This window comes from Colwellia sp. BRX8-5, from assembly GCF_014077325.1.
GTDB lineage: Bacteria > Pseudomonadota > Gammaproteobacteria > Enterobacterales > Alteromonadaceae > Colwellia_A.
In genome coordinates, this window is the sequence record NZ_JACGVR010000004.1 from 138,244 (window position 1) to 162,045 (window position 23,802).

Genomic DNA, 23,802 nt, shown 5'->3' on the forward strand with positions numbered 1-23,802 from the left:
GCCTTATCCTATCCTTATCCTTTAAGTTAAATAGACTACTGCGGGCAGTTCAATGGCACGCTAGTCGCTTTATTTGGCATTAATCGAATATGGTCATTATCAATAAATACGCTAATTCGACCAGAAAAAAGGATAAAGCTCAACAATCAGACTTATCCTTATCCTTATCATTTAAGTTAAATAGACTACTGCGGGCAGTTCAATGGCGCGCTAGTCGCTTTATTTGGCACGAATCGAATATGGTTAACAGATAAATTAATCGCGCCCGAGGTACGCAATTCAAAAGGCACAGCAACTTTACTCAGCTGCAGACCTTTTTCAGCAAAGCAATGTAAGCTAATAGCAATATCTTGCCACTCACCCTGCTTAGATGCCGCTAATTGTGCTTGAATATTATAACTTGCCTGACAATTTGCGGTATCGCCAAGCGTTTCACAATTCATGGTGATATAAACAGGCGCATTAATATCACTGTCTCTTTTAACTGAAAATGTTAAGTCAGCATTTTTTTCGAGTTCACTAGTAAGATCTTCTCTAAAACCGTTGCTGTTAATAAATTTAACTCCCGCACTCGCTGCGCCAGTGGTCTTAAGTCGAAATGAATCTTCTTGTATCTCTTTATCAACCGTTCGATAAGAAATTCCTTTAAGTGATTCACTACTCGACTCTATTTCAATGTTTTGTTGTTGAGAAAACAATAACATTTTCCAAGGCGCTATCGCCTTACCTAAGAAAATATCGGTAATTAAATGCGTATTAAGCGCCACATTAGATTGCTCAGACAAGTCAGCTAATAAAGTGTCGTCTTGGTAGGTTAAACCATAGCCATATGAAAATAATGGTTGGTAGTCTTCGTCAAAACGATTGACAATTTGTGTTGGTAATTTAGGCCAAGAGAAAGACAATTTACCGGTAAAGTCGTGTTGGATATTATCAGCTGGGCTTTTCAATAAAACATCTGCGATTGCCTTACCCTCAGAGCCCGGTAGCCACGCAGCGACAAATGCATCGCTAGCATTGAGTTCAGCATTGACCCACATAGGTCGACCACTAATAAAAACAGCAACAACAGGTACTCCTTTTGCTTTAAGTGATGTAAGTAACGCTAAATCTTTTTTATGACCGCGCTGATATTCAAGGTTATCAATATCACCATGCCCTTCAGCATAAGGTTCTTCACCAAAAACGACAATCGCTACATCGGGTTTGTTTGTGTAACTGCCATCAACACTCAAGGTTACTTGACCACCTGCGGCACTGACTTGTTGTTCTATCCCAGAATAAATAGAAGAGCCACCGATAAAGTCTGAATTTTTATTACCAGTTCCTTGCCAAGTAATACTCCAGCCCCCAGACTGTTTACCGATATTATCAGCGGCATCGCCCGCTACTAAGATATGTTGCTTAGGTGATAAAGGTAAGAGCTGTCCGTTGTTTTTTAACAACACTAAGGATTCGCGAACCGCCTGACGAGCAACTTCGCGGTGCGACTCCCCGCCAATTAAAGCGATGTTCCCTGATAAAACACGCTTGGCAGGACTGGGCTTTTCAAAAAGCCCGGCGCGGACCTTTACCCGTAAAATACGCGTTACGGCATCATCAATACGTGACTGCAGAATATCGCCTTGCTTTACTTGTGCAATTATATTGTCATAAAGTGGTCGCCATGCTTCTGTTGGCACCATAAAAATATCTAAGCCAGCATTAACCGCTTGAGCGCAATTTTCTTTGATACAGCCTTTAACTTGCCCGTGACCATTCCAATCACCGACAACAAAGCCGTCAAAACCCATTCTATTTTTCAAGACATCGGTTAGCAAATATTTATGACCATGGACTTTATCTCCATGCCAACTATTAAATGAAGCCATTACCGACTGAGCACCCGCAGTTAAACCGCCAACATAGCCTTGGGCATGCACAGTAAAGAGCTCTTGCTCGCTCGCTATGTTTTCGCCTTGATCATCGCCACCTTGCGTACCGCCGTCACCGATAAAATGTTTAATGGTACTGATCACGCGTTTATCACCTAAAAAATCTTTATTGGCATGACCTTGTAAACCTTTGACGACTGACGCTGCGTATAAGCGAACAATTTCAGGATCTTCTGAGTAGCCTTCATAGGTTCTTCCCCAACGATCATCTCTAACCACGGCAACAGTTGGAGCAAACACCCAATCAATACCGGTAACCATGACTTCGGTCGCGGTTATTTCTGCTATTTTCTCAATAAGTGTCGGATTATTTGCTGCACCCAAGCCAATGTTATGAGGGAAAAGTGTCGCCCCGATAACATTATTATGACCGTGCACCGCATCAGTGCCCCACATCGTTGGAATTGTTGAACCGTCGAGTGAATCATCAACAGATGCTTGATACATTTTTTCAGCCAATAAAACCCAATCTGCAGGGGTAGAATGCTTATTATTATTGGGGAAACCCCCACCACCATTTAAATATGAGCCAAAACCATAGGTTCGCATATCCTCGAGGGTAATATCACGAATTTCTGGTTGGATCATTTGCGCCACTTTTTGTTGCAAGGTCATATTAGCGAGTAAGTCAGCTACTCTTTGCTCGACTTGCGCATCTTTTTTAACGTCACTTTCAAGTTGAGGCCAAATCTTATCGGCTTTATTGCTATCAATAGCTTGTGTCTCTTGCCCCGTTAACGTCGAATTTTCAGCAGGGCTGCAACCAAGAATTAATAACGAAAGCGTGATAAGAAACCAATTTTTTTTGTTAAATTTTAAGTATTTCATTGCGTTCATATTCATTATTTTTCTGTGACTACCTTGCTACCCTTCAAACCGTAAAAGACGATATAGACGTAACAAAACAAAGGTAAGATAAAAGCAAACTGCACACTAACACTATCCGCTAACAGGCCCTGTAATACAGGGACGATGGCGCCACCAACGATCGCTAAGCAAAGGATGCCCGCTCCCTGGCTGGTGTGCTTTTTAAGGCCACTTAACGCCAAACTAAAAATAGTTGGAAACATAATAGAGTTAAATAACCCTACTAATAAAATTGCCCACATCGCTATGCTGCCAGAGCTTAAAATAGTGGTGGCAATTAAAACCACTGAACAAAGCGCATTAAAGGCTAAGGTTTTACCCGCATCAATTTTTTGCATGACTGCAGCGCCAATAAAGCGCCCAACCATAGCTCCGCCCCAATAATAAGTAAGGTACTTTGCCGCTTGAGTTTCTTCTAAACCGGCGATATCAGTTTCGCCTAAAAAGCTCACCAAAAAGCTGCCAATTGACACTTCTGCGCCAACATAAACAAAAATACCGATAGCACCTAAAACTAGATGGCGATACTGCCATGCCGACCCTTCAATTTTTTCTCCGTCAACCACCTCAGCACTTTCAATATGTGGAAGTTTTAAGAAAGCAAAAATAGCAGCAAGCACTAACAAGGCCGCCATCAGTCCTAAATAAGGCAGTTGTACCGATTCAGCACTGTTCGCTGACATTGAATCAGTGACTTCGTTTAAAATTAATAAAGCGCCAAAATAAGGTGCGATAGTTGTGCCTAAAGAATTAAACGCTTGGGTCATGGTTAATCGTGACGAAGCGGTTTCTTTTTTACCCAGTAAGGTCACATAAGGATTTGCAGAAACTTGCAAAACGGTAATACCACTAGCTAAAACGAATAAAGCCGCCAAAAAAACAGGATAACTATGTAAAGAAGCGGCGGGATAAAACATTAAACAACCCAAAGCCGCAATCACTAAACCGACCACAATGCCTTTTTGATAGCCCATTTTTTCGACAAACCATCCTGCAGGCAGAGAAACCAAAAAGTAAGCACCAAAAAAGCAAAATTGCACTAGCATAGACTGTGCATAACTTAACGAAAAAATGGCCTTTAAATGGGGGATCAAAATGTCATTTAAGCAGGTAATAAATCCCCACATAAAAAACAATGATGTCAGTGAAATTAACGCAAAGCGAGTAGAGTTATCTCCACCAAATCCATTAGATGAATTCGCTTGTGAGGTTTTGCTTTGATCTAAAGTAAAAGATGTTCCAGCCATTGTGGTGAGGTCCTATTGCTTAAAAATAAACACAAAGAATTTAGCTACGTCAGGTAGCAAGTTTATTCTTTATATCGCTTAAAATTGGTGTTGTTAATAACAAACCTATATCAGGCTTTATTATTTATCTATTTTTATTATAATTTGTCAGTAAAACCGCGAGACCACGGCTTACTGTCATTAATTTATCTTGAGTGATACAACAAATAGTTGCAATTTAAATGAGGTGTAGTGGGTAATCAATGCGTTAAAAGCGAATTTAAATAACACCGTAAGTTGAATTAACACGATAGCAGACAAAATTAAATCGCTAAAGGGTTTAACTAATTACCTCTGAGCTAAGTTAACATGAAATCAGTACTCTTCTGGCTGCAAAGTGGCTTTATATTGTTATCAAAATAGTGTCTCGGCTTTTGTTAACTGACGATTCAAATAATCTCGTTGTTTTTTAATTTTCAAAGCTTTAGGTTTCACTTTTTGTACTTCTGTAACAATTTTATCGACTGGCCAACCTAGTGCTAATAGTAATAGAGCAATAACAGTTCCCGTTCGGCCTGTGCCTCCTTTACAATGAATAGCGACCGTACCTTTATTCTTCAATTCATCGACTATGGTCGTTTTATTTATTGCCCATTGCGCTTCAAAAGCAGTACTCGGCGCTTCATCATCAATAATTGGCAATTGTAGCCAACTAAGCTGATACTGGCGACAGAGTTCAGGTAAAGAAAGTACCTTGTTACTTGCCATTTCTTCATCAAACATTAATGTGATCAGCATTGAAACACCCTCTTGCTTCAACTGCTTAAGTGATTGTTCAAGGCTAACTAATTTAGTGCCAGGACAAGGGGTAAATATCAGCTTAGCACCGTTATCCAGCGCTATAACTTCAAAGGGATGTTTATTCACTTAATCTTTACTCTTATTAATTATATGGCTTGTTAAAACGATTAAAAACTAAAGCTTAACACGTACTGTTTGCACGGCATTAGCGGCAATAGTTACTTGCGCATATTGACTACCAATTTGTAATGAATAATTTATTGGTGCTTTAGTGGTATTAAGTAACTGTACACTGACCAAACCATTGTCATTAATCGCAGCGCTGGCGTGTAAAGCATCTTTGTCTAAGCCTTCTAACTGCTGATTAACCTGTAATGCCGTATCACCTGGTCGAATGGTTTTACTAAATTGTGCTAATACATAATAAATCGGGGTGTAATAAACCTCACCTGTGTCAGTATCAATCATGATAGGTGCACCACAAAAGTTACCTACGTGATTAGGCCCACCATGCTTATCGAGTACGATATTCCAATCTATCCAGCCCTCTAACCAATGATCTAAACTAACAATAATATTACGTGCATAACGATGAACGGGGGTGTAAATCGGATGATCCTCAGGTTTAGGTGCCCAAGTTGCAGTGTACGCCCAGTCGGTCGCATTTTCGTTCCACCAAAAATCATCATTATTGAACCAGTTACTTTCTTTAAAGCGGACAGGATCTAAGATACCTGCTGGTGCATCTTTACCTAGATCATCAATCGTGCCTTCGGTATGTATAATTGAAAACTCTGGAAATTTTTCATGAACCCGGTCAAACACATCTTCATTAACTTGATTACTGCTTTCGTACCAATGAACGGCTGTACCATAAACATACTCAGACGTTTCTTTATCCCCGAGTATTTCATCAGTCCAATGCTCCATTTCATCACGATTTTGGTCATAAATAAGTAATTTAACCGCTTTGTGCGCACTCGCTTTTAATTTTGGTCCTAAATGGTCCTTAATAAAAGTATTTTGGCTTTTAGGCTTAAAATGCATACTTTCCCATTGACCACTGTTGCCATGCGGTTCATTTACTGGCGTTAGTGCCCAGAGTTCAATACCTTCTTGCTGATATGCATCGAGGTACTTAATAAGATAGTCTGCATAAGTAGCGACGTACTGTGGTTTTAATTCGCCGCCCGTCCCTTGGTGATTATTTTCAGGTGTTGGCTTAACATAATAGTCTTCAATTGTTTTCATCCAAGGTGGCGCAGTCCATGCGGAAGCGACAATTTTTAAATCTTTATCTACTTGCTGATTTTTTATCGCGTAAGCTTCTTTTATCATTGGCAACAAATCAAATTGCTCATCTTTAATACCAGGGTAATCTTGAGCGCTAAAACCATCGCTATCTACCGCGATACTGAATGATGTTAAGTTAGCGTCATCTTTACGTTCTGCATATGAATAGCGACCGTCCACGGCAAAGTCTGTTGCGCCAATATGCGTGCGTGCTATTGAAAAATTAGCGCCCTTTTCGCCATAAATATTTTCCATCACCTCTGCTCGCTTATCTTTAGTTAAGTGTGCAAGCACAAAAGCGGAAGATTCAGTGAACGATGTACCAATACCAACAATCTTTTGTTTTTTAATATCTGGTCTTACAACAATAACCTTGCCCGTAGCTGTACCTTGTTGAAAGGTTAAATTCTGCTGTGGCGCTATTTTATCACCGGCTTCGCTAGTCAGTAATATTTCTTGGGTCATTAAAAGCTGGTAATTAATATCGGTGGTGTCTTTATTCATTTGAGTTGCCTGATTTACCGGTGCACAACTCATTATGGTGAGAGAAGTGATTGTTATAACAAATAACTTATGGATGAATTTTTTTTCAATATTGTTCATTTTATAATGCTCATGTCTAGGAGAGGGAAAAGAAAAACTTAACGCTTATCTAAGCGATTATTTAGCCAAGATAAGCTTACCGAACATACCCGCATCTATCCAACCACGATCGGGCGCTCCACCCTCTGCAGACTCAGAGCCAATAAAATTTTCACGTAGTTCACTGCCGTCGTTATCACAATAAGCCACCATGAGTCCCATCACTTTGCCAGCAAACAAGGCGACTGGTTTGTTAATACTGCTTGAGTCTGTTGTGGTATCTTGATATTCATCGTTATAAATATCGATGCTTAGTTCCCAAATAACCGTATTGCCTTGTTGTTTCCAGTTGCTTTGAACATGATGTGAATAGTTCTGCGGCTTTTTGTTGGTGCCTATATCTATGGCTTGGTTATCAAGAGACATATGGTAGGCAAGTGCATTATGGTTATATTGGTGATCACCGCCAGAGAAATCTTCATCAATAAAAATCTCTAAGCAATCGTCATCCCAATATTGGCTCAAGGGGTCGCGATGGGTATCAATGAGAATGTCATCAATAATTTCAGCCATAATATATAATTTAGCTTGCGTCCAAACCACTTTGTATCGGCCTTGAAAGTCTTCTTTTGAAAATTCTGGACCTAACCAACGTTGATCTAAATTTTGCCACTGTGCCAATTGCCAAACACTTTCATTGGCAATACCATCAACACTTGGTGCTTTTTCAGCATGTGGTGCATAATAATTAAGTCGATTAGCCGCGTGACTATCGGCTGCATAGCAAGGCACTATTAATGCCATAGAAAAAATGGACGCAATAATTATCTGTTTAATACTTAACATTTAATATCCCTTAATTAACAATGACTGTTTACCCAAGTGAGTAACATCTACAGTTATATCAATCATCTAATGAGCGGCTATTTTTAACAACCGTATTACGATAAAGGGGATTTTAGAAGCGGTAGGCTGGTCAATATAAGGCAATAACAAGATCACTTAGATAAAAAATGGCATATTGACCACGAGTCGTCGTCAATATACTACATGTCAGTTAAAAAACTCTTGATCACTTCTCGATAATTACGGCTCACTTTAACTTGGTCATATTCACCTAATTTAAGAAAAAACTCACCTTTGGTATGCGGGATCACTTTTTGAATATAATTAAGATTAACAATCGTTGAACGGTGCACACGTTTAAACATTTCAGAGTCTAAATCTTCTAGCAAATTTTTCAAGGTGCAGCGTTTAATATGAGTAACGCCTTGCGCATGAACACAAACATAATCTCCTGCTGCGTCAACCCATTCAATATCGGTTTGTTTTAACAAGGTTATATCGTCTCGGTCTTTAATGACGATTTTACGCTCAACTTTGTCGGTATTAAGCTTAGGAAGGCTGATACTCTGCGAAGAAGCATTATCAGGGTTTTCCATTTCATTGATTGAGTCTATCGCACTAATAATGCGAGATTTGTTTAAAGTGTCTTCATCACTTTCACAACGAACCAACGCACGCTGAATGGCGCGCTGAATTCGTTCGTCATCAATAGGTTTAAGAATATAGTCAACGGCATGCACATCAAACGCATCTAAAGCATATTGCTCAAATGCGGTCGTGAAAACCACCATAGGAACAATATCAGATTGTAATTTTTTAATAACGCCAAAACCATCAACACCTGGCATCTGTATATCTAAAAAGAGTAAATCAGGTGCTAAGGCCATCGTCGCTTCAATCGCTTCACGGCCATTTTTACATTCTGCAATAATTTCTATTTCAGGAATTTTATTTAACTTTGCACGCAAGAGATTAAGCGCTAAAGGCTCATCATCAACAATAATTGTTCTTAACTTATTCATAAATTTAACTCACCGTCATTGAGTTTGGTACTGGCTAGCAGGTGTTATTTCATCAAGCGTTTCAAAAGGCAGCTTAATGATAGTTTTTAAACCACCTGATGGGATAATATTAAGGTTAAATACGTAGTCATCTGTATATAACACTTTAAGTCTTTCATCGATATTACGCAAGCCGACACCTCGACTCCTTTTTCCTTTCATTTTACTACCGTCAACCGCGGTTCCAGAACCGGTATCACTTAACTCTAACACCAACATTTTATCAACAACGTCAGCCCATAGACTAATAGTGCCACCCTCTTCATTTTGAGCGATAACATGTTTCATTGAGTTTTCAATAATAGGTTGTATTAATAAACTCGGTATTAAAGCTAACTTTGCTTTATCAGAAATTTTAAAATCTAATTTAAGTCGCTCGCCAAAACGGGTTTTCTCTATTTCTAAATATAAGTTAAGTGCGATAATTTCAAATTCTAACGCAATTTTAGTATCAGGGTTATTGTCTAATGAATAACGTAAAAACTTACTTAATTGAACGGTCATCCGCTGAGCTTTCTCTGGAGCTTCGCATTCGATCAGAGAATTAATGGCATTGAGGGTGTTACAAAGAAAATGAGGGTTGAGTTGGTAACGTAACATTTTTATTTTTGCATCTCGGGCTACCGATTGCGCGTTCACTCTTTTTAATTGCTCTTCTTTAGCTTCCGCTGCCTTTGAAAGCAACATTTTATGCTCAAATTGCAACAATTGATAATAGCGAATACCATGAAAAAAACCGGTCCAACAAAAGAAAATAAAAATACTACTAAAATACCAGCCGCCAAACTCGTCCCAATTACCGGCAGAGCTGGTCAGTTCTATATAAAGTTTGACTCGGATAAGTGTCCAAATAAAGGAAATACAAATCACTGAAACGATGGTTATCAGTACGCGGGTAAAAATAGGTGAGTGCCAACACCTCATGAAAATCCAATACAGTGGCAATGAACAAAATATCCCCACAACAGACTGCCAAAAAGTGTGATTAAGGTGCTCGACATCGATTTGGACATACCAAAGTGTCAGTGATATCAGGCTAATTAATGAAACGAAAGACCAAAAGCAGATTTGTAAAACCCAAAATAGATACTCTGGCTTTTTTGAAATAAATTTATTGAAACGTAATAGTGGGTTGTCAGACATATTTGCTCCGAAATCATCTGATATTATACTACCCCTTCCACCACTGATGGTCGAATAAAAATTTCCTTACTATCGTTGCTAAAGACCGTTTCATCTCATTAAGGTAAAAATAGCTTAACTTAACTTAACTTACTGAGTCATTAAGTCAGTAAGTTAATCGATAGTTCATTGCCATCAAAAAATATTTTTGCTATTCAAATAAAGTGATTTTATATTTAATCAGCTGAAATAATTAGCTATCTTGAAAGAAAGTTAAATTGTTGTGGTTTTAAATGGTGCGACTACATGGATATGTTAAGCTCAAGCAAATTGAGAGCGAATCTATTTTAAAACCCTTATAAAAAGGATTTTATGGACAAATCGCCGTAACCGAAAAGTTTGTGGAAAACTTGCAAATAGGATCTATTTAATGAGATTTTTAACCACCCTTTCTATCCGATCTAAGTTAGTCATTGCTATGTTAATGGCCGTTATCATATCGACCAGTATTGTTGGCTTTGTTGGCCACTCAAAAGCCAAAGAACTGCTTATATCCAGACTACAACAATCAGATTTACCTAATCTCCTGCTGCGCGTTCGTAATGCAGTCGACGGTGAAATTTCTGAAATGAAAGTGTTAACAAAATCTATTGCCACTAACCCTTTTCTACTTGATTGGATAGAGTCTGGTGCCAGCAAAGACAATGAAGCTAACGTTATTAGCATGCTGAGTAACATCGCTAAAGATAACAATTTAAGTAATGCTTCCTTCGCCGATCGAAAAACAGCTAAATATTGGAACCAAGATGGCTTTCTTCGTGTTCTCAAAGATGACAGTCTTGATGGTTGGTTTTTTGCATTTACCAATAGTAATAAAGAAGAGTCGGCAAGTACCTACGCTTATCCGAATGGTAATGTAGATGTTTTTATCAACTATCAACAACTTAATGGACGAGGTGTTTCTGGATTATCTAAATCATTTAATGACATGGTTAGTTACCTAAACAGCTTTAAAATTGAAGAGTCAGGTTTAGTGTATCTTGTTGATCACTCGGGGTTGGTAAAAATTCATCAAGATAAAGCAAAAAGTGAAAAGGCGAACTTGACTGATATATATAAAGATATAAATTTTCAAACGCTGTTATCAAAAGAACAATTTTCTTTTCAAGAAACAGAAAGTTTAATCGTGGCGACAAGCTATATCTCAAGTTTGGGTTGGTATGTTGTTGCAGAAGTGCCAAAGGCTGAATTGTACTTAGCGTTGAACGAGTCACGAAATTATATGCTGATTTGGTTTGCCATTATTGTCGTAGTGTTTATTTTGATCAGTATCATTTTTGCAAAAAGTTTAACGCAACCTATCAATGACCTCGCTGGATTATTTAAAGCCTTGGGGGATGGTGAAGGCGACCTTAGTTACCGACTAAGTGAAAGCGGCAGCGAAGAAGTCTCACGTTTGGCCCATGGTTTTAATACTTTTATCAGTAAAATACACTCGGTAGTTAATGATGTCGCTAAAACATCAAAAGATGTCCGCCAAGCATCGTTAGATGTTTCCCAAGATGCAGAGCAGTCAAAACTCGATGCTGAAGGTCAGCGTGACATCGCCACACAAGTTGCAACGGCTATTAGTGAAATGGGTTCAACCATTACAGAAATTGCAGCAAACGCCGCACATGCGGCTGACTCGACCAGCGAAGCGATAACCCAAGCTAAAAATGCACAAGTTGTTGTTAAAGAATCAACTGAGAATATTTACCAGATGGCACAAAATATGGATTCTGTGTCTGTTACCATTGAATCTTTAGCGAATAAAAGCAACGCTATTAGCAGTGTGCTTGATGTTATACGAGGAATTTCAGAGCAAACAAATTTACTGGCATTAAATGCCGCGATTGAGGCTGCTCGTGCAGGCGAACAAGGTCGTGGTTTTGCGGTGGTCGCTGATGAAGTTCGTAACTTAGCGAAGCGCACCAGTGAGTCCACTGATGAAATTAATAAAATGATCAACCTTTTGCAATCAGAGTCTCAGCGAGCCGTTGATAGCGTGAGGGAAAGCAAAGTGACCGCCGAAGTTGGCGCAACGGATGCTCAACAGACAACAGAGGCACTTGAGGAAATTGTTGCTAATATTCAGCTCATTTCAGATCTAAATACTCAGGTGGCCACAGCAACAGAAGAGCAAGCAGCCGTTGTTGGTGAAATTAATATTCACGTTCATACGATAAGCGATAGCACAGAAAACAGTGCGCAAATATCAACCCGTATAGCCTCTTCAAGTGAATCACTTACTGCAATGGCAATGAATCTTGATAGCTTGGTCAAACGCTTTAAAATATAAGGGAAAGGTTAATGGCTTGGGTGAATAAGGGATTTTCAATCATTTAGTCTTTAATTTGACCAATAAAATAAAACCCAACGACTTTGACCGAGCAATATTTGCTGACAAAATCCTTGGGTTATTACTTTTATTGACAGTTAAACTTTAACGAAAACTAAGCAACAGCATTGTTTTTGTTAATGTTTATAACCTCGTTTGGATAAATATTTTTCATCACTAACTTAGGCGTACGGTCGACTTTAAAGAGTCCCCAATGTTTTTCAGGTTCTAATTTATCAGGAGATCCTTTCCATGGTTCATCAAAGGCTTCAAAGACAAAGGTCAGTATTTTTTCTTCTGTCGTCCAAGCAAGTAGTTGCTGATAATATTCTGCCTGTAGTACTTCGTTAGCATTCCAAGGCTCTATGCCCCGTCCATTTGATGCCGTTGTCCAACCCGCTTCGGTAATTATCACCGGTTTGTCAGGATAATGATGGGCAACACTGTAATAATTTTGTTTGGTATATTCGAGTGCATCTTCCATCGTTCTGTATTCCCAGGCAGGGTAAGTATGAATGGAAATAAAATCTAGTTCAGCAACCAAGGGCTCAAGTTTGTATGTCCAAGGGACATAGTTTTCACAAAAAGTTACCGGTTGATGAATTTCTTTTTTAATTTGTTTTACATAGTTTACTAAACTATCGACAGGTACCATATGGTCTGTCCATTCGACACTCGCTTCATTACCGACAGAAACTGAAAATACGATATCATCATACTTTTTGGTAAGTGCGATCATACTATGAATTTCATCACAATTTTTCTGACGATTAGCATTAATAACTTCTTGACTAAAATCAGCGCCCCAAGGACAGTTAGGGTTACTCATTTCTGCTGCCATATCGACGCCTAGCATTACTTTGAAATGCAGTTTTTCAGTTTTAATAACATCAAGAACAAGTTCGGCGTGTGGTCCACAATCGTAAAGTCGAAGGTAGCTCCAGTTTTTTTTCAAAATAAGTAAGTCTTCTTTAACTTCATTATAACTTGGGTAAAGACCTTCTCTTGGATTTTGCCCGTCACGATAGCCAGAATAACAAATAGCATTTTCATGAAGCAATTTCATCGAACTGATTGTTGCTATTTTATCACTGTGTTTTTTAAACATACTTTAATTTCCCGTTTTTATCCCAAAGACCCCAATGCGCGCCAACACCGCCTTCATCTTTAACTTTCCAAACCTCATCAAATGATGAAAAATAGAAGACCGCTATATTTTCTTCTTCTGCCCACTGATAAGTACCTAAAAAGTACTTAATGGCGTTTTCATAAGATGGCACAGCACCCCACTCTGCTGGACCTTCGTTCGGCCAGCCAGTTTCAGTGATAATAACTTTTTTACCCTTGCCAGCTTTAATTGCACGGCGATACATGTCTTTCATGTAAAGAATGGAGTACTCAAGGGCACAGCCTTCCCAAAAAGGATAACAATTCGCTAAGATCAAGTCGCAGGCGTCGGTAACCTTGGGATGTTCTTCAAATTCATAGTAAGCGTCAACATAGCCTACTTCGATACCCGGTAATGCTGCTTTTACACGATTAATGTAAGCGATTAATTGTCCTTCACTTAAGTCTTCACGCAGTAGGACTTCATTGCCAACGGCAACAATATCGGCATAACCTTGTTGTGCAACCGCTATCAGGTTGTTGATTTCTTTCTCATTATTTTCTAAATCATCATCTAGCCACGCACCGACTAAGGTTTTTAAACCTTGCTGCTTTGCTATCTTGGGGATATTTTCATTACCATCAGTACAAGAAAAAGAACGGATCCAGTTAATACTAGGAGAAATAATCGCCATACGTGCCGATATCTGTGCCTCGCTTATCTTAGTGCCAGGCCCTTGCCCTTCGGTATAAGGGCTAAAGGAAATACCATGAATTTTATTATCAAGTACCCCATTAACAGCACTTTGTAAGTCTTCTCTAGAAGAATGACCAAGATTCATTCCAGCCAATGACATATGCTTATTGTATTTACTCGACATGCTCGTCTCCGATAACCATCGTTATATATAATTGACGGGGTATTGATACCCCGCCTTTAATCAAACAACCAAAAAATTTATGCTAAATCATGATTAATAGAATAAATTATCAGTTGACATCGTTAAGGTTAATTGCTGTATTTGACCGCTTCTAAGAAACAGCTCAGTGCTCTCTTTAGCAGGTAAACTCAACGCTGAAAATGTGTGCTGTTTACCGTCTTTATAAGTCACCATTAACGAAGGTTCAACTTCATCGTTAAGCTGGTAAACAATTGGAACCTGACACCAAGTAAAGGCGAGTCCCATTGCTGGCACCGTTATTTCTTGCCAATTTTTGTTCACATCTAGGTAGCGAAATGGCTTGGCTTGTTGAATAAATTCACATGATTGCAATAAGCTTGGTTCAAACGAGACAACGCCTGCGTTAACGCGAAGACCTAACTCGCCAAAACGTGAAAGTATTTCTTCTTTCACTTGTCCGGTCATACCCGGTTGTTGCGCACCCGAATGTTTAGGGGTATGAGAGTATGGGTCCATTGGAAATGCCCCATATTCAAGTGGCGTTTTGTTAAAACCAATACCGTCACGAACTCGATAGTATAAACTGGCAATTTGTCGCCTTACCTCGTCACTTTCTCCTTGCTCAACACAGTTAAAAAAGTTTTCTTCTACCGCTAACATCAGCTTAGAAACCATGTGCCAATAGATACAGCCCAAACCTTCAAAACCAAACATACCACCAGAGCGGCCAGTAAAAGCTTGATGATTAAAGGTTTGCTCATAAAGATCAAAAATCGCTGTTTTATCAGTTGTCAGTGCTTGAGGATATTCTTGACTAAGCTCTGTTAATTTATCTTGTAGAACATTGCTATTAGTAATATCAGCATTGAAGCGATATTGACCATCAATATCTTGCAAGATGATACGTTCATCAGCCTGTTTAAGCATCTGTTGCAGCGAAGTGTTTTCTTGTACCTGCTGGGCATCAACACAATTTTTTTCTAAAAAGCTTGGTAGCTTTCTATCGGGGTAAAGCATAAAACTTTTTTGATCGGGGCGATAAACATCACTCGCAAAAAGCGCTTCGAGTACATCAACCACTTGTTTTGGTTTAAGTGCACCAGAACTTAAGGCAGCAACCTGTCCTTCGAGCATTGGGTACAGATTTTTAACCTTGGAGGTCTTATTTTCTAGGCTCAATAAATTATAAGCGTTATATAATCCGTCGGCGCGTTCATTGGTCTCAATCGTATGTTCAATCGCTTGTAGGGCATCACTTAACATCGCACTGATCTGACTAATCTGCTGATGCGTCTTACCACTAAAACCTTCTTGGCTATAAATAGCTTGACGGTAATGGCTTGCTGCCATGCCTAGTTCTGCAGTACTTTGATAGCGTACCTCAGCAGTTACTGGCTCAGGGGTTAACGTTGAAACTAAATGTGTTAATGCGTTTGCCGTATCAGTCAACCATAAGTTAACTTCAATAGACAACTCAACATCTTGTGTTTCATTAGCAATTAACTCTTGGAAAAAACAAACATAACGACGCAAGTAACATAAGGTCACCATAGATAAACCTTGCCCAACTAAAGCATTGTTTGCATCATTCCACTCGGGTCTTTGGGTATTTAACCAAATGCCGCCATCAACCACTAAATTACCCAATTTAGACAATAAGGGCACTAATAATTTTTCCAACAAGTTAACTTGATAAACATCACCCTTGGCGTCAAGGACCAGTTTGCCATCAGCCCCCATTGTTTTAACACGTTGCTCAATGTTAAGCGCGAGCGACTCATCATAGGTGACGGTGCTTTTAGCATCTTTAACCAAGTCATCAAATGACTTAATGCGATAAGGCACATTGGCATAACTGAAAAGTGTTTGGCGCAGCATCGCAGTCAATTTTTCTGGATGAAATTGCTTCGACAGCTCAAGCATCTTTTGTAAGTAAATTATTTGATGATCACCCCAATAGCCAATATAGCTCCACGGGTCATCAGGTTCTTCTACTTCCCAGTCGATGCCTTCTTTGGTAATTCTATAAGGATTATAACCATCCATCGTCGAAGCATTAACAAACTTGGCAACAACACTTTCAATAAATTGCGGGTAGCTATAGGTTAATGCCTCCCAGTTTTGAAAAATATCTCGCCAATTTCCTTGGTAAGTTAACAAACGCTTATTGTTTTCATCCACTAATTTAATAGCGAACTGGTTCCATGGACGACTCGGATCGCCATGACGACGACCAAATGATATAGGTAAATATTCAGAAGCTAAGCGCTCAAGTTGGCTATCGCCAGACGTTTTAATTTCTGTCAGTAATTCCACAAAATCTAACTTTTCCGGCAAGCTGTCTAACAGCGCTTGATTGCGTTGATAAACCTTATGGTTAAATAAATTAATCGTCTTGGTAAAATCATCTGCAGAGATCTGATACTGATCGTCGAAAATACCACCACGCAAGGCATTAAATAAAACATTAGCATAGTGATGCTCGGCAACACTCTCTTCACCCGTTAATTGAAAACCATCAACAGAAGCCATAATACGTGCTAATTCATCAGAGCCATTCGCTATAGAATCGTTGATATTATCGTCAAGTTTATTTCGTTCGCCTAGCTGACGACGCAAGACAACAGATTGACTTTGAGTCTGCTCAATATTAGCAATAAATTGCCATTTTTTATCACTGTGCGGCTTAAGTTCAAGGGTAGTATTCACTAAATATGCGCCACGAATACCTCGCTTTGTTGTTTCCTGTTCAACCTGTTCGCCACGTCGAAAAGCACTTAATTGCTCAGATGAGAGTAAAATATTAGTGTTATCTAAACCAAGGCAAAAAACCGTATTCGCTTTTAATGACTCACAAGGCTCTGCTCTATCGGTGATGCCCGAAAACAAAGTAAAAAAGGCAAGACCTGAACTTTCATCTAACTCGGTCCACTTATAGGCATCCACTAAATTACTTGAATTTGTTTGCGTAAAGCGCGGTGTACCTGCAGGTAATACATTCTGAAAACCATCAATAATTTCAACACTTAAAGGTTTATCTGATAAGTTCTCTAATTCACATTTTCTTACAAAACCATAGGTGTCGCTCGTTGCCCAGGTATAGCGAAAGGCTAACTGCAAATCATTATGAATTTCTTCAAAACACAGTTTATTGCCTAATACGTTCTTGTATAAGTTTCTGGTGATATTAAAACGAAGTTCATGCTCACGATTAAAGGGTTCCCAATCAACCTTTTCACTACCCGTATCAACACGTAATAGGGTTTTACACCCCGTATTTAACTCACTTTCATGAATTTTGTCTACGGTAATATAAGGAAATAAAGGCGTCTCTGGCGATACACGCCCTGCGGTTAATCCACCCGTTGATGAAACGAATAGCCAATGGTCACTATTAGAAATAACGCTAACAAAAAAAGGAGCCATCTTATTAACATTGTTAATGGCATAAAAACGTTCGTCAGCGATAGTGACAAATTCACCGGTCACTTGATTGTTGTGGGTATTACATATTTTCATTTTTAATTCCTACCTAAACTCAAGGTACTTTACTGTTCTAAATAATTGAATAAATTGATAGATGAATGTTTAAATTCATCTATTTCTAAAATTTACGGTTTACTGATTTAAAGGTTTAAATATTCTGACAAAGTCAACTTCCATTGATACCGGAAAAATACTGTCATCTATGGGTCCACCTGCTTTGCCCCACATACCGCCAATCGCAAGATTTAGAATAACGTGGTAAGGATGATCGTAAGGCCAAGCGCGCCAGCCGCTAGATTCATTGCTATAAAAGAAATAAGGCACATTATCAAACAATACGGTAATACTCTCTGGCGTCCACTCAACGGAGTAAAGATGAAAGGCTTTTTCAACATCTTGACCTTCGATACTGCCCTTTCGTTGTTCCCAATTCGCCCAATAATAAGCTTTATTATGTACGGTGCCATGAATGGTTTGCATGTCGTAACCAACGTGTTCCATGATGTCTATTTCACCCGAGTTAGGCCAAGCATCACAGGTTGCACTGCCTTGCCAATCGTCGTTTTCTTGACAGGTGCTTGAATATTTAAAAGGATCACTAGGTAACATCCAAATAGCTGACCAAGTGCCTTGCCCTGCCGGTAACTTAGCTCTAACGTCGACACGTCCGTAAAGAAAATCGCCTTTACCTTGTGAGTGAATACGGCCAGAGGTATATTTTGCATCATCTAAATTTTCTTTATAGGCGGTGATCACTAAATTACCGTCTTTTACATGGACATTTTTGAGGTTATCGGTATAAGTTTGATCTTCACTGTTCACCTTACGAGCAGGCCAAATATCATAACTCCATTTATTTGGATCTGGCTTACCTTGATAATTAAATTCATCACTCCAAACTAATTGCCATTGCTTTGACTCAATTTCTTTTTTACGGACAATTAGGGCACTAAGGATTGGCTGCCCATTGATCGCTTCAAAGTTTATATCTAGTTGTCCATCGGTTACTTCAACATTATAAACAGCTCGTGCTAAGGCCGATAAATGCTTACCATCTCGAGCAAGCCTGACATTTAAATCACTAATAACCAGCTTATTCTCAGCAAATACATTGAAGACACGAGCATCCATAGCGTTGTCTTCGGGTTCAGCAAATTTAAAAATGATATCGTACAGGCCATTTTCCATGGGTTGCTTAATGCCGATATTACCAAAGCGAAAAGATTGATAAATAAAACTATCTTGTGAGCCTTTGATATTTTCAATCGTACCTATATCACCGGTAGTTATCGATTGATCTGCTTGATAGCTTATACCGTCAACGCCAACATATTCACTACCACCAACATTAATTGCCCAGACTACCGTGTTATCTTTTTCACTATGATCACTTTGCTTGTCGCCCTGATGAACAGAAGATAAATGAGCTTCATCGAGCTGATAACGTTCATCGTCGCTTACCAGTTCTCGGCCAACGAGTAATACGGGGATCAAAATTAAGACCAAGACCAGTAGTGATTTTTTGTTACTTTGTTTATTCTTCATCTTATTGAAGCTCCAAATTCATAACGTTATCTCAGCTACGTAGCGTTATTTATTAGCAATATTAAGAGCAACAATAAGGGAACTAGAATGTATCGCAATCAAAACAAGGCAAGATGGACTAGCCTTGCGGTAAAAACGACACTTATCGCTTAACGACTAAGCCCCGTGAGTCTTTAAGGCTAAATGTATTTGTTCAACTTTTTCTTTGTTAAGCACGTACTTTCGCATGACCCAGGCAACAAGTATTGAACCTAATGCGGGGTAAACAGTGAATGATAGTAAAATCCCCTCTTTAGCCGTTTCTGTTTGTTCAACGTCTGCTTGGTAGCCATAATAAGCCAGTAACCAACCAGCGAAAGCGCCACCAAAAGCGACACCTAATTTGATAAAAAACACCACCGAAGAATAGACCATGCCGGTTATGCGAACACCCGTTTTCCAATGACCATAATCAATGGTGTCAGCCATCTTTGCCCACAACAAAGGGGTTGCCATTTGTAAAAAGAAGCTCCATAAAAAAAACAATGCAAAAGCGGTGTTCACTTGATCTTTGGGGACAAAATAACTGATCACACAGATAAAAGCGGCGATGAGCTGTAAACTAATATAAGCCTTAATCTTGCAGACTCTTTTTGCAAGAGCTTGAGCACAAGCGCAGCCTAAAATGCTACCAATCATGCCCAGCGACATAAATAAAGTAATTTGCGCTTCGAGACCGAGCACATATTTAACATAATATATCGCTAATGTGGCTCTTAATACTTGGCCTGTTAATAAAAATAAACCTGCCAGCGACAATATTCGCCATTGATCATTTTGCCACAGTGCTTTTAAATCGTCGAAAAAGGATGTTTGCTGATTTTCAGGTACGCAAACACGTTCTTTAGTACCACTAAAACATAATAGAAACATCGCCACGCCTAAAAGGCTCATCGCGACCATAGTTAGCTGATACCCTTTGGCTTTATCACCATCACCAAAATACTCAACTAAAGGCAAAGTGCCTGCGGCAACAATTAATCCACCGAGCATCCCTAAGACGAATCGATAAGTTTGCACTGATACGCGTTCAGCAGGCTGCGTTGTTAAAACACCACCTAACGCAGAATATGGGATATTAATTGCGGTATAGACCATCATTAACAAGGTATAAGTAACAAAGGCGTATATAACCTTAGCGTTACCCGTCAAGTCTGGCGTAGTAAATGCCATAATAGAAATAATGCCAAACGGCACAGCGAGCCAAAGTAGATAAGGTCGAAATTGTCCAAAACGTGTTTTAGTACGGTCAGCAAGTGCCCCCATCAGCGGATCAGTTATCGCGTCAAATAAACGCACCACTAAAAACATAGTGCCAACAACAGCTGGCGAAATACCCACCACATCAGTATAAAAAATCAACAGGAACATCATTACCGTTTGGAAAATAATATTACTGGCGGTATCACCTAAGCCATAAGCAATTTTTTCGCGAATTGTTAACATAAAACGTCTCTTTTGATTATTAACTCAAGTAACGAGCTTATACACATAAGGTTATAAAATAAAAAAACCTATAAACAAAAAAGGCCTATATCGCAAAACAATATAGGCCTATTAATTGAAACTCACTAGATTACAGGTTTACTTAAAGCTGTAACGAACACCTACAGTATATCTAGTACCGTATTGTCTAGCGGATAAAAACTGCTCTTCGTAACGACCAAAAGATTGCTCAGTTTCGTTATTAAGATTTAACCCTTCAACAAATATCGTAAAGTTTTCATCAATGTCGTAGTTAATACTCATATCGACTTGACCAAACTCTTTAGCAAATTGTGGTGGCGCATCAGAAGAACCTTGAGCTTGTCCTACACCAATAAGGTATTCGTCACGCCAAGCGTAAGTGACTTTTACTGACAAACCTTCTTTTTCATAGAACAATTGAAAGTTAGCCGAATCACTTAAACCGGTTAGTGGTGTTTGTGGTTCTAAATCAGCAACACTATCAACTTTAGTTATGTCCTCAACATCGAATTTAACATCACCATCAACAAAGGTCGCATTAGCACCGAAACCAAAACCACTCTCGCCAAAAAAATGTTGAACAGCGACTTCTATGCCGTCAACCATCTTGTCATCAGGGGCATTGAATGGACGGGTAATATCCCATTGCATTAAAGGATCATCACCTGCTGGTTCAATAAAGCCTTGAGCGTTTAACGTCGCTCCATTTGCTTGCATTTGTGCGAAAATTTCATCACTGGTTGGCGTGCCACCGAGGTCAGATACCGCTTGATTCCAACGTGGTCCCTGATAAATATCACGCATATCATCAACTGATGTCGTTATTGTTTGGCTACTAATAAAATTCTTTACATCTTTTCTAAAGTAACCAATAGCAGCATAACTGCCTTCTGCGTAATAATATTCTAAAGAAATATCAAGGTTAGTAGACTCATAAGGGTCAAGATTAGTGTTACCTTCACCACCTATACGAGAGTTAGGACGCGTACTTGCCCCTAATGAACGGCCACCAGCTAAGCTGCCTAAAGGAGCACGAGCTATCGTTTTCCCCCAAGATGCACGGGCAACAAGTTCCTCGCTAAGATCAATTTTGGCATCAATCATAGGTAAAAAGACGTCATGCTCACCTTCAAGCGATAAAATAGTATTTTCACCTGGTTGATATTGAGTAAGCCACTCACTGCCACCTTTCCACCAAACTTCGGTAGGTATAGGTTGCAAGACATTACTAGTTACATCGGTTTGCTCATATCTAAAACCAACATTCACCTGCACGGGTAATTCAGCAACTTCAAATTCAAATAAAGACGACGCATAAACACTCGTTGTATCTTCATCTACTGAAGATTGTGATTGAACACTACCAGGGCGGTAAGCGTCGGTACTAAAAAAGTCGTCGCCTAATACATCACTGTTTAAATAAGACGTTGAACGAGCAACCGCTTCATCAAAGTCAAAACTATAATAGTATCCAGCACCCATAGGGTTGTCGCCATTTGAAAATTCATCCAAAAAGCCATCGGTTGTATTGTACTCAAACATGCCATCAGGAAATGCCGCTGAATAATTGGGGTTAAACAAGAAACCACCAATCAAACCACTCCATGAACGTGAGCCACCCATGGTTTGCTCAGTACGAGCAACACCAAACTTAGCTGACTTTAATGGCGAGTCATCTGGATTTTCCCATGAACCATCGATTTGCAGTTGATCAATTTCAGACTTTCCAGGAGTATGCTCAAATTGGCTAAAATGTGAATCCATTTCACTAGGTGCAAGCGTTGTAGAGCCATTTTTCCAGAAGATTGTCCCTTGTGGAATATCACCTTGTCTGAAGTCATAATGTTTATTAACTAATTGATCTGAACCAAAAACTAATGATCCCGTGCCATTCATGCCTTTATCTTTGCCATTATCAGCTTTATTTTCTGAACTATGGTAATCGACTGAAAAAACAAAGTCATCTGACGGTCGCCATTCAACATTAAAACCTAATGAGCTTTCATTCGTTTCAGTTGTATTTCGATTGGCCGTATAAGAACCATCGTTACCAGACAAGTCGGCAAAAATAACTGTACCATTTTCATCTAATTCGTAAGCATCAATGTTGCCACCAAAATCGTGCCATTGACCCCAACCAATAGAATTAGTGCCCGTGGTTGACTCTCCCATCGTATAATCAAGTGTCATAATCACACTTTCAATAGGCGCATATTGAAAAGTAACATTGGCATTAGTTCTTTCACGCTCAACATTAGCAATACCATAGTTCATATCACGAGGGAAAAAAGCACCCGCTGCCGCATTTGCATCACGATTATCAATGACTTTGTCATCATCTAAAGTCGGAAGCTGTGCGTCTGGCTGAAACTGCCAACCTTGAATATTTGCCGATTGTTGTTGAAAGTCACGTTGTTGATGAGAGAACGACAAAGCAAAACCAAAGGTGTCATCAGCAAAAGTATTACTGTATAAGCCTGAAAATTCTGGTGTTACATCATCACCTTCAACATTAGACGAGTCATAAATGCCTTTTCCTGAAAGAACAAATTTCTCACCTGGGCTAGCAAAAGGCTTCATGGTAATAATATTAACTGTCGCGCCAAGACCACCACTTGGGTTTTCTGCACGCGCAGTTTTATGTACTTCGATAGCACTAACACCATCAGAAGATAAATTTTCTAAACTGTATGAACGTGAATTACCCGTACCCGGCATTTGACGACCGTTAAGTGTAATTAGGTTAAACTCTGGACCAAAACCACGCACGGTGATCTGGCTGCCTTCGCCATTAGAACGACTGACCGAAACACCGGTAATACGTTGTAATGACTCGGCTAAGTTAGTGTCTGGAAATTTACCCATATCTTCAGCAGATATGACGTCGACAACGCCAGAAGCGTTTCTTTTTACTGACATAGAGCGAGACAAACTGCTCATGATACCAGTTACTTGAATAACTTCTATCGCAGCGTCTTTTTCACTATTATTGACTTTATCTGTTACTGCTTCTTCGGCATAAAGCTGACTGCTCAAACCGGTTGCTAAAACCGCTGATATACAAACGGCTAGGCGCTTTTTATTAAAAATTGAATGTTTCATGGTTACCCTACTTTCTTAAAATTAGTTTTAATGACGGCGGCT

Annotated in this window: 14 protein-coding genes; 1 reads left to right on the forward strand and 13 read right to left on the reverse strand. The window is 39.3% G+C overall.

What is annotated here, in order from left to right:
• Positions 1–185: 185 nt before the first annotated feature.
• From H4J62_RS04630 to H4J62_RS04660, 7 genes are all read right to left on the reverse strand, one after another.
• The gene (locus H4J62_RS04630) at positions 186–2,762 is read right to left on the reverse strand and encodes an exo 1,3/1,4-beta-D-glucan glucohydrolase (protein ID WP_182214935.1); all 2,577 of its coding nucleotides are present in this window, start codon (positions 2,760–2,762) and stop codon (positions 186–188) included.
• A 14-nt stretch (positions 2,763–2,776) separates the two neighbouring features.
• Positions 2,777–4,048 (reverse strand): sugar MFS transporter, encoded by a 1,272-nt coding sequence (locus tag H4J62_RS04635; RefSeq protein WP_182214933.1) that lies wholly within the window; start codon positions 4,046–4,048, stop codon positions 2,777–2,779.
• A gap of 393 nt (positions 4,049–4,441) precedes the next feature.
• The gene (locus H4J62_RS04640; protein ID WP_182214931.1) at positions 4,442–4,954 is read right to left on the reverse strand and encodes a tyrosine-protein phosphatase; all 513 of its coding nucleotides are present in this window, start codon (positions 4,952–4,954) and stop codon (positions 4,442–4,444) included.
• 48 nt (positions 4,955–5,002) lie between these two features.
• Positions 5,003–6,625, reverse strand: a complete 1,623-nt coding sequence (locus H4J62_RS04645) for a glycoside hydrolase family 30 beta sandwich domain-containing protein (RefSeq protein WP_259364599.1) — start codon at positions 6,623–6,625, stop codon at positions 5,003–5,005.
• Between the two features lie 156 nt (positions 6,626–6,781).
• Positions 6,782–7,549, reverse strand: coding sequence for a sugar-binding protein (locus H4J62_RS04650; protein ID WP_182214928.1), 768 nt, complete (start codon positions 7,547–7,549; stop codon positions 6,782–6,784).
• Positions 7,550–7,749: 200 nt separating this feature from the next.
• Positions 7,750–8,571 carry a LytTR family DNA-binding domain-containing protein gene (locus H4J62_RS04655; protein WP_182214926.1) on the reverse strand — a complete coding sequence of 274 codons (822 nt, stop codon included), beginning with the start codon at positions 8,569–8,571 and terminating at the stop codon, positions 7,750–7,752.
• A 15-nt stretch (positions 8,572–8,586) separates the two neighbouring features.
• Positions 8,587–9,753 carry a sensor histidine kinase gene (locus tag H4J62_RS04660; protein ID WP_182214924.1) on the reverse strand — a complete coding sequence of 389 codons (1,167 nt, stop codon included), beginning with the start codon at positions 9,751–9,753 and terminating at the stop codon, positions 8,587–8,589.
• Between the two features lie 409 nt (positions 9,754–10,162).
• On the opposite strand from H4J62_RS04660, the gene H4J62_RS04665 reads away from it, so the two are divergent.
• Positions 10,163–12,073 (forward strand): methyl-accepting chemotaxis protein, encoded by a 1,911-nt coding sequence (locus tag H4J62_RS04665; protein ID WP_182214922.1) that lies wholly within the window; start codon positions 10,163–10,165, stop codon positions 12,071–12,073.
• 154 nt (positions 12,074–12,227) lie between these two features.
• Here H4J62_RS04665 and H4J62_RS04670 read toward each other — a convergent pair whose 3' ends face one another.
• The 6 genes from H4J62_RS04670 to H4J62_RS04695 all read right to left on the reverse strand — a co-directional run bounded on the left by H4J62_RS04670 (position 12,228) and on the right by H4J62_RS04695 (position 23,760).
• Complete coding sequence (locus H4J62_RS04670; RefSeq protein ID WP_220465903.1) at positions 12,228–13,220, reverse strand: glycosyl hydrolase family 17 protein; 993 nt, start codon at positions 13,218–13,220, stop codon at positions 12,228–12,230.
• Positions 13,213–14,100 (reverse strand): glycosyl hydrolase family 17 protein, encoded by an 888-nt coding sequence (locus H4J62_RS04675; protein WP_182214921.1) that lies wholly within the window; start codon positions 14,098–14,100, stop codon positions 13,213–13,215. The genes H4J62_RS04670 and H4J62_RS04675 overlap by 8 nt, the downstream gene beginning before the upstream one ends.
• Positions 14,101–14,193: 93 nt before the next feature.
• Positions 14,194–17,640, reverse strand: a complete 3,447-nt coding sequence (locus H4J62_RS04680; protein ID WP_182214919.1) for a hypothetical protein — start codon at positions 17,638–17,640, stop codon at positions 14,194–14,196.
• Between the two features lie 99 nt (positions 17,641–17,739).
• Entirely contained in the window at positions 17,740–19,152 is a 1,413-nt protein-coding gene (locus H4J62_RS04685; RefSeq protein ID WP_182214917.1) for a family 16 glycosylhydrolase, read from the reverse strand.
• Positions 19,153–19,308: 156 nt separating this feature from the next.
• A complete protein-coding gene (locus tag H4J62_RS04690; protein ID WP_182214915.1) occupies positions 19,309–20,637 on the reverse strand; it encodes a glycoside-pentoside-hexuronide (GPH):cation symporter in 1,329 nt (442 codons plus the stop codon).
• A gap of 138 nt (positions 20,638–20,775) precedes the next feature.
• A complete protein-coding gene (locus H4J62_RS04695; RefSeq protein ID WP_182214914.1) occupies positions 20,776–23,760 on the reverse strand; it encodes a TonB-dependent receptor in 2,985 nt (994 codons plus the stop codon).
• Positions 23,761–23,802 lie beyond the last annotated feature (42 nt).

What these genes read in the sequence shown, in the direction of transcription:
- H4J62_RS04630 (WP_182214935.1), bottom strand. Translation starts at nt 2,762, where the DNA reads ATGAAATACTTAAAATTTAACAAAAAAAATTGGTTTCTTATCACGCTT.
- H4J62_RS04635 (WP_182214933.1), bottom strand. Translation starts at nt 4,048, where the DNA reads ATGGCTGGAACATCTTTTACTTTAGATCAAAGCAAAACCTCACAAGCG.
- H4J62_RS04645 (WP_259364599.1), bottom strand. Translation starts at nt 6,625, where the DNA reads ATGAATAAAGACACCACCGATATTAATTACCAGCTTTTAATGACCCAA.
- H4J62_RS04650 (WP_182214928.1), bottom strand. Translation starts at nt 7,549, where the DNA reads ATGTTAAGTATTAAACAGATAATTATTGCGTCCATTTTTTCTATGGCA.
- H4J62_RS04655 (WP_182214926.1), bottom strand. Translation starts at nt 8,571, where the DNA reads ATGAATAAGTTAAGAACAATTATTGTTGATGATGAGCCTTTAGCGCTT.
- H4J62_RS04660 (WP_182214924.1), bottom strand. Translation starts at nt 9,753, where the DNA reads ATGTCTGACAACCCACTATTACGTTTCAATAAATTTATTTCAAAAAAG.
- H4J62_RS04665 (WP_182214922.1), top strand. Translation starts at nt 10,163, where the DNA reads ATGAGATTTTTAACCACCCTTTCTATCCGATCTAAGTTAGTCATTGCT.
- H4J62_RS04670 (WP_220465903.1), bottom strand. Translation starts at nt 13,220, where the DNA reads ATGTTTAAAAAACACAGTGATAAAATAGCAACAATCAGTTCGATGAAA.
- H4J62_RS04675 (WP_182214921.1), bottom strand. Translation starts at nt 14,100, where the DNA reads ATGTCGAGTAAATACAATAAGCATATGTCATTGGCTGGAATGAATCTT.
- H4J62_RS04680 (WP_182214919.1), bottom strand. Translation starts at nt 17,640, where the DNA reads ATGAAAATATGTAATACCCACAACAATCAAGTGACCGGTGAATTTGTC.
- H4J62_RS04685 (WP_182214917.1), bottom strand. Translation starts at nt 19,152, where the DNA reads ATGAAGAATAAACAAAGTAACAAAAAATCACTACTGGTCTTGGTCTTA.
- H4J62_RS04690 (WP_182214915.1), bottom strand. Translation starts at nt 20,637, where the DNA reads ATGTTAACAATTCGCGAAAAAATTGCTTATGGCTTAGGTGATACCGCC.
- H4J62_RS04695 (WP_182214914.1), bottom strand. Translation starts at nt 23,760, where the DNA reads ATGAAACATTCAATTTTTAATAAAAAGCGCCTAGCCGTTTGTATATCA.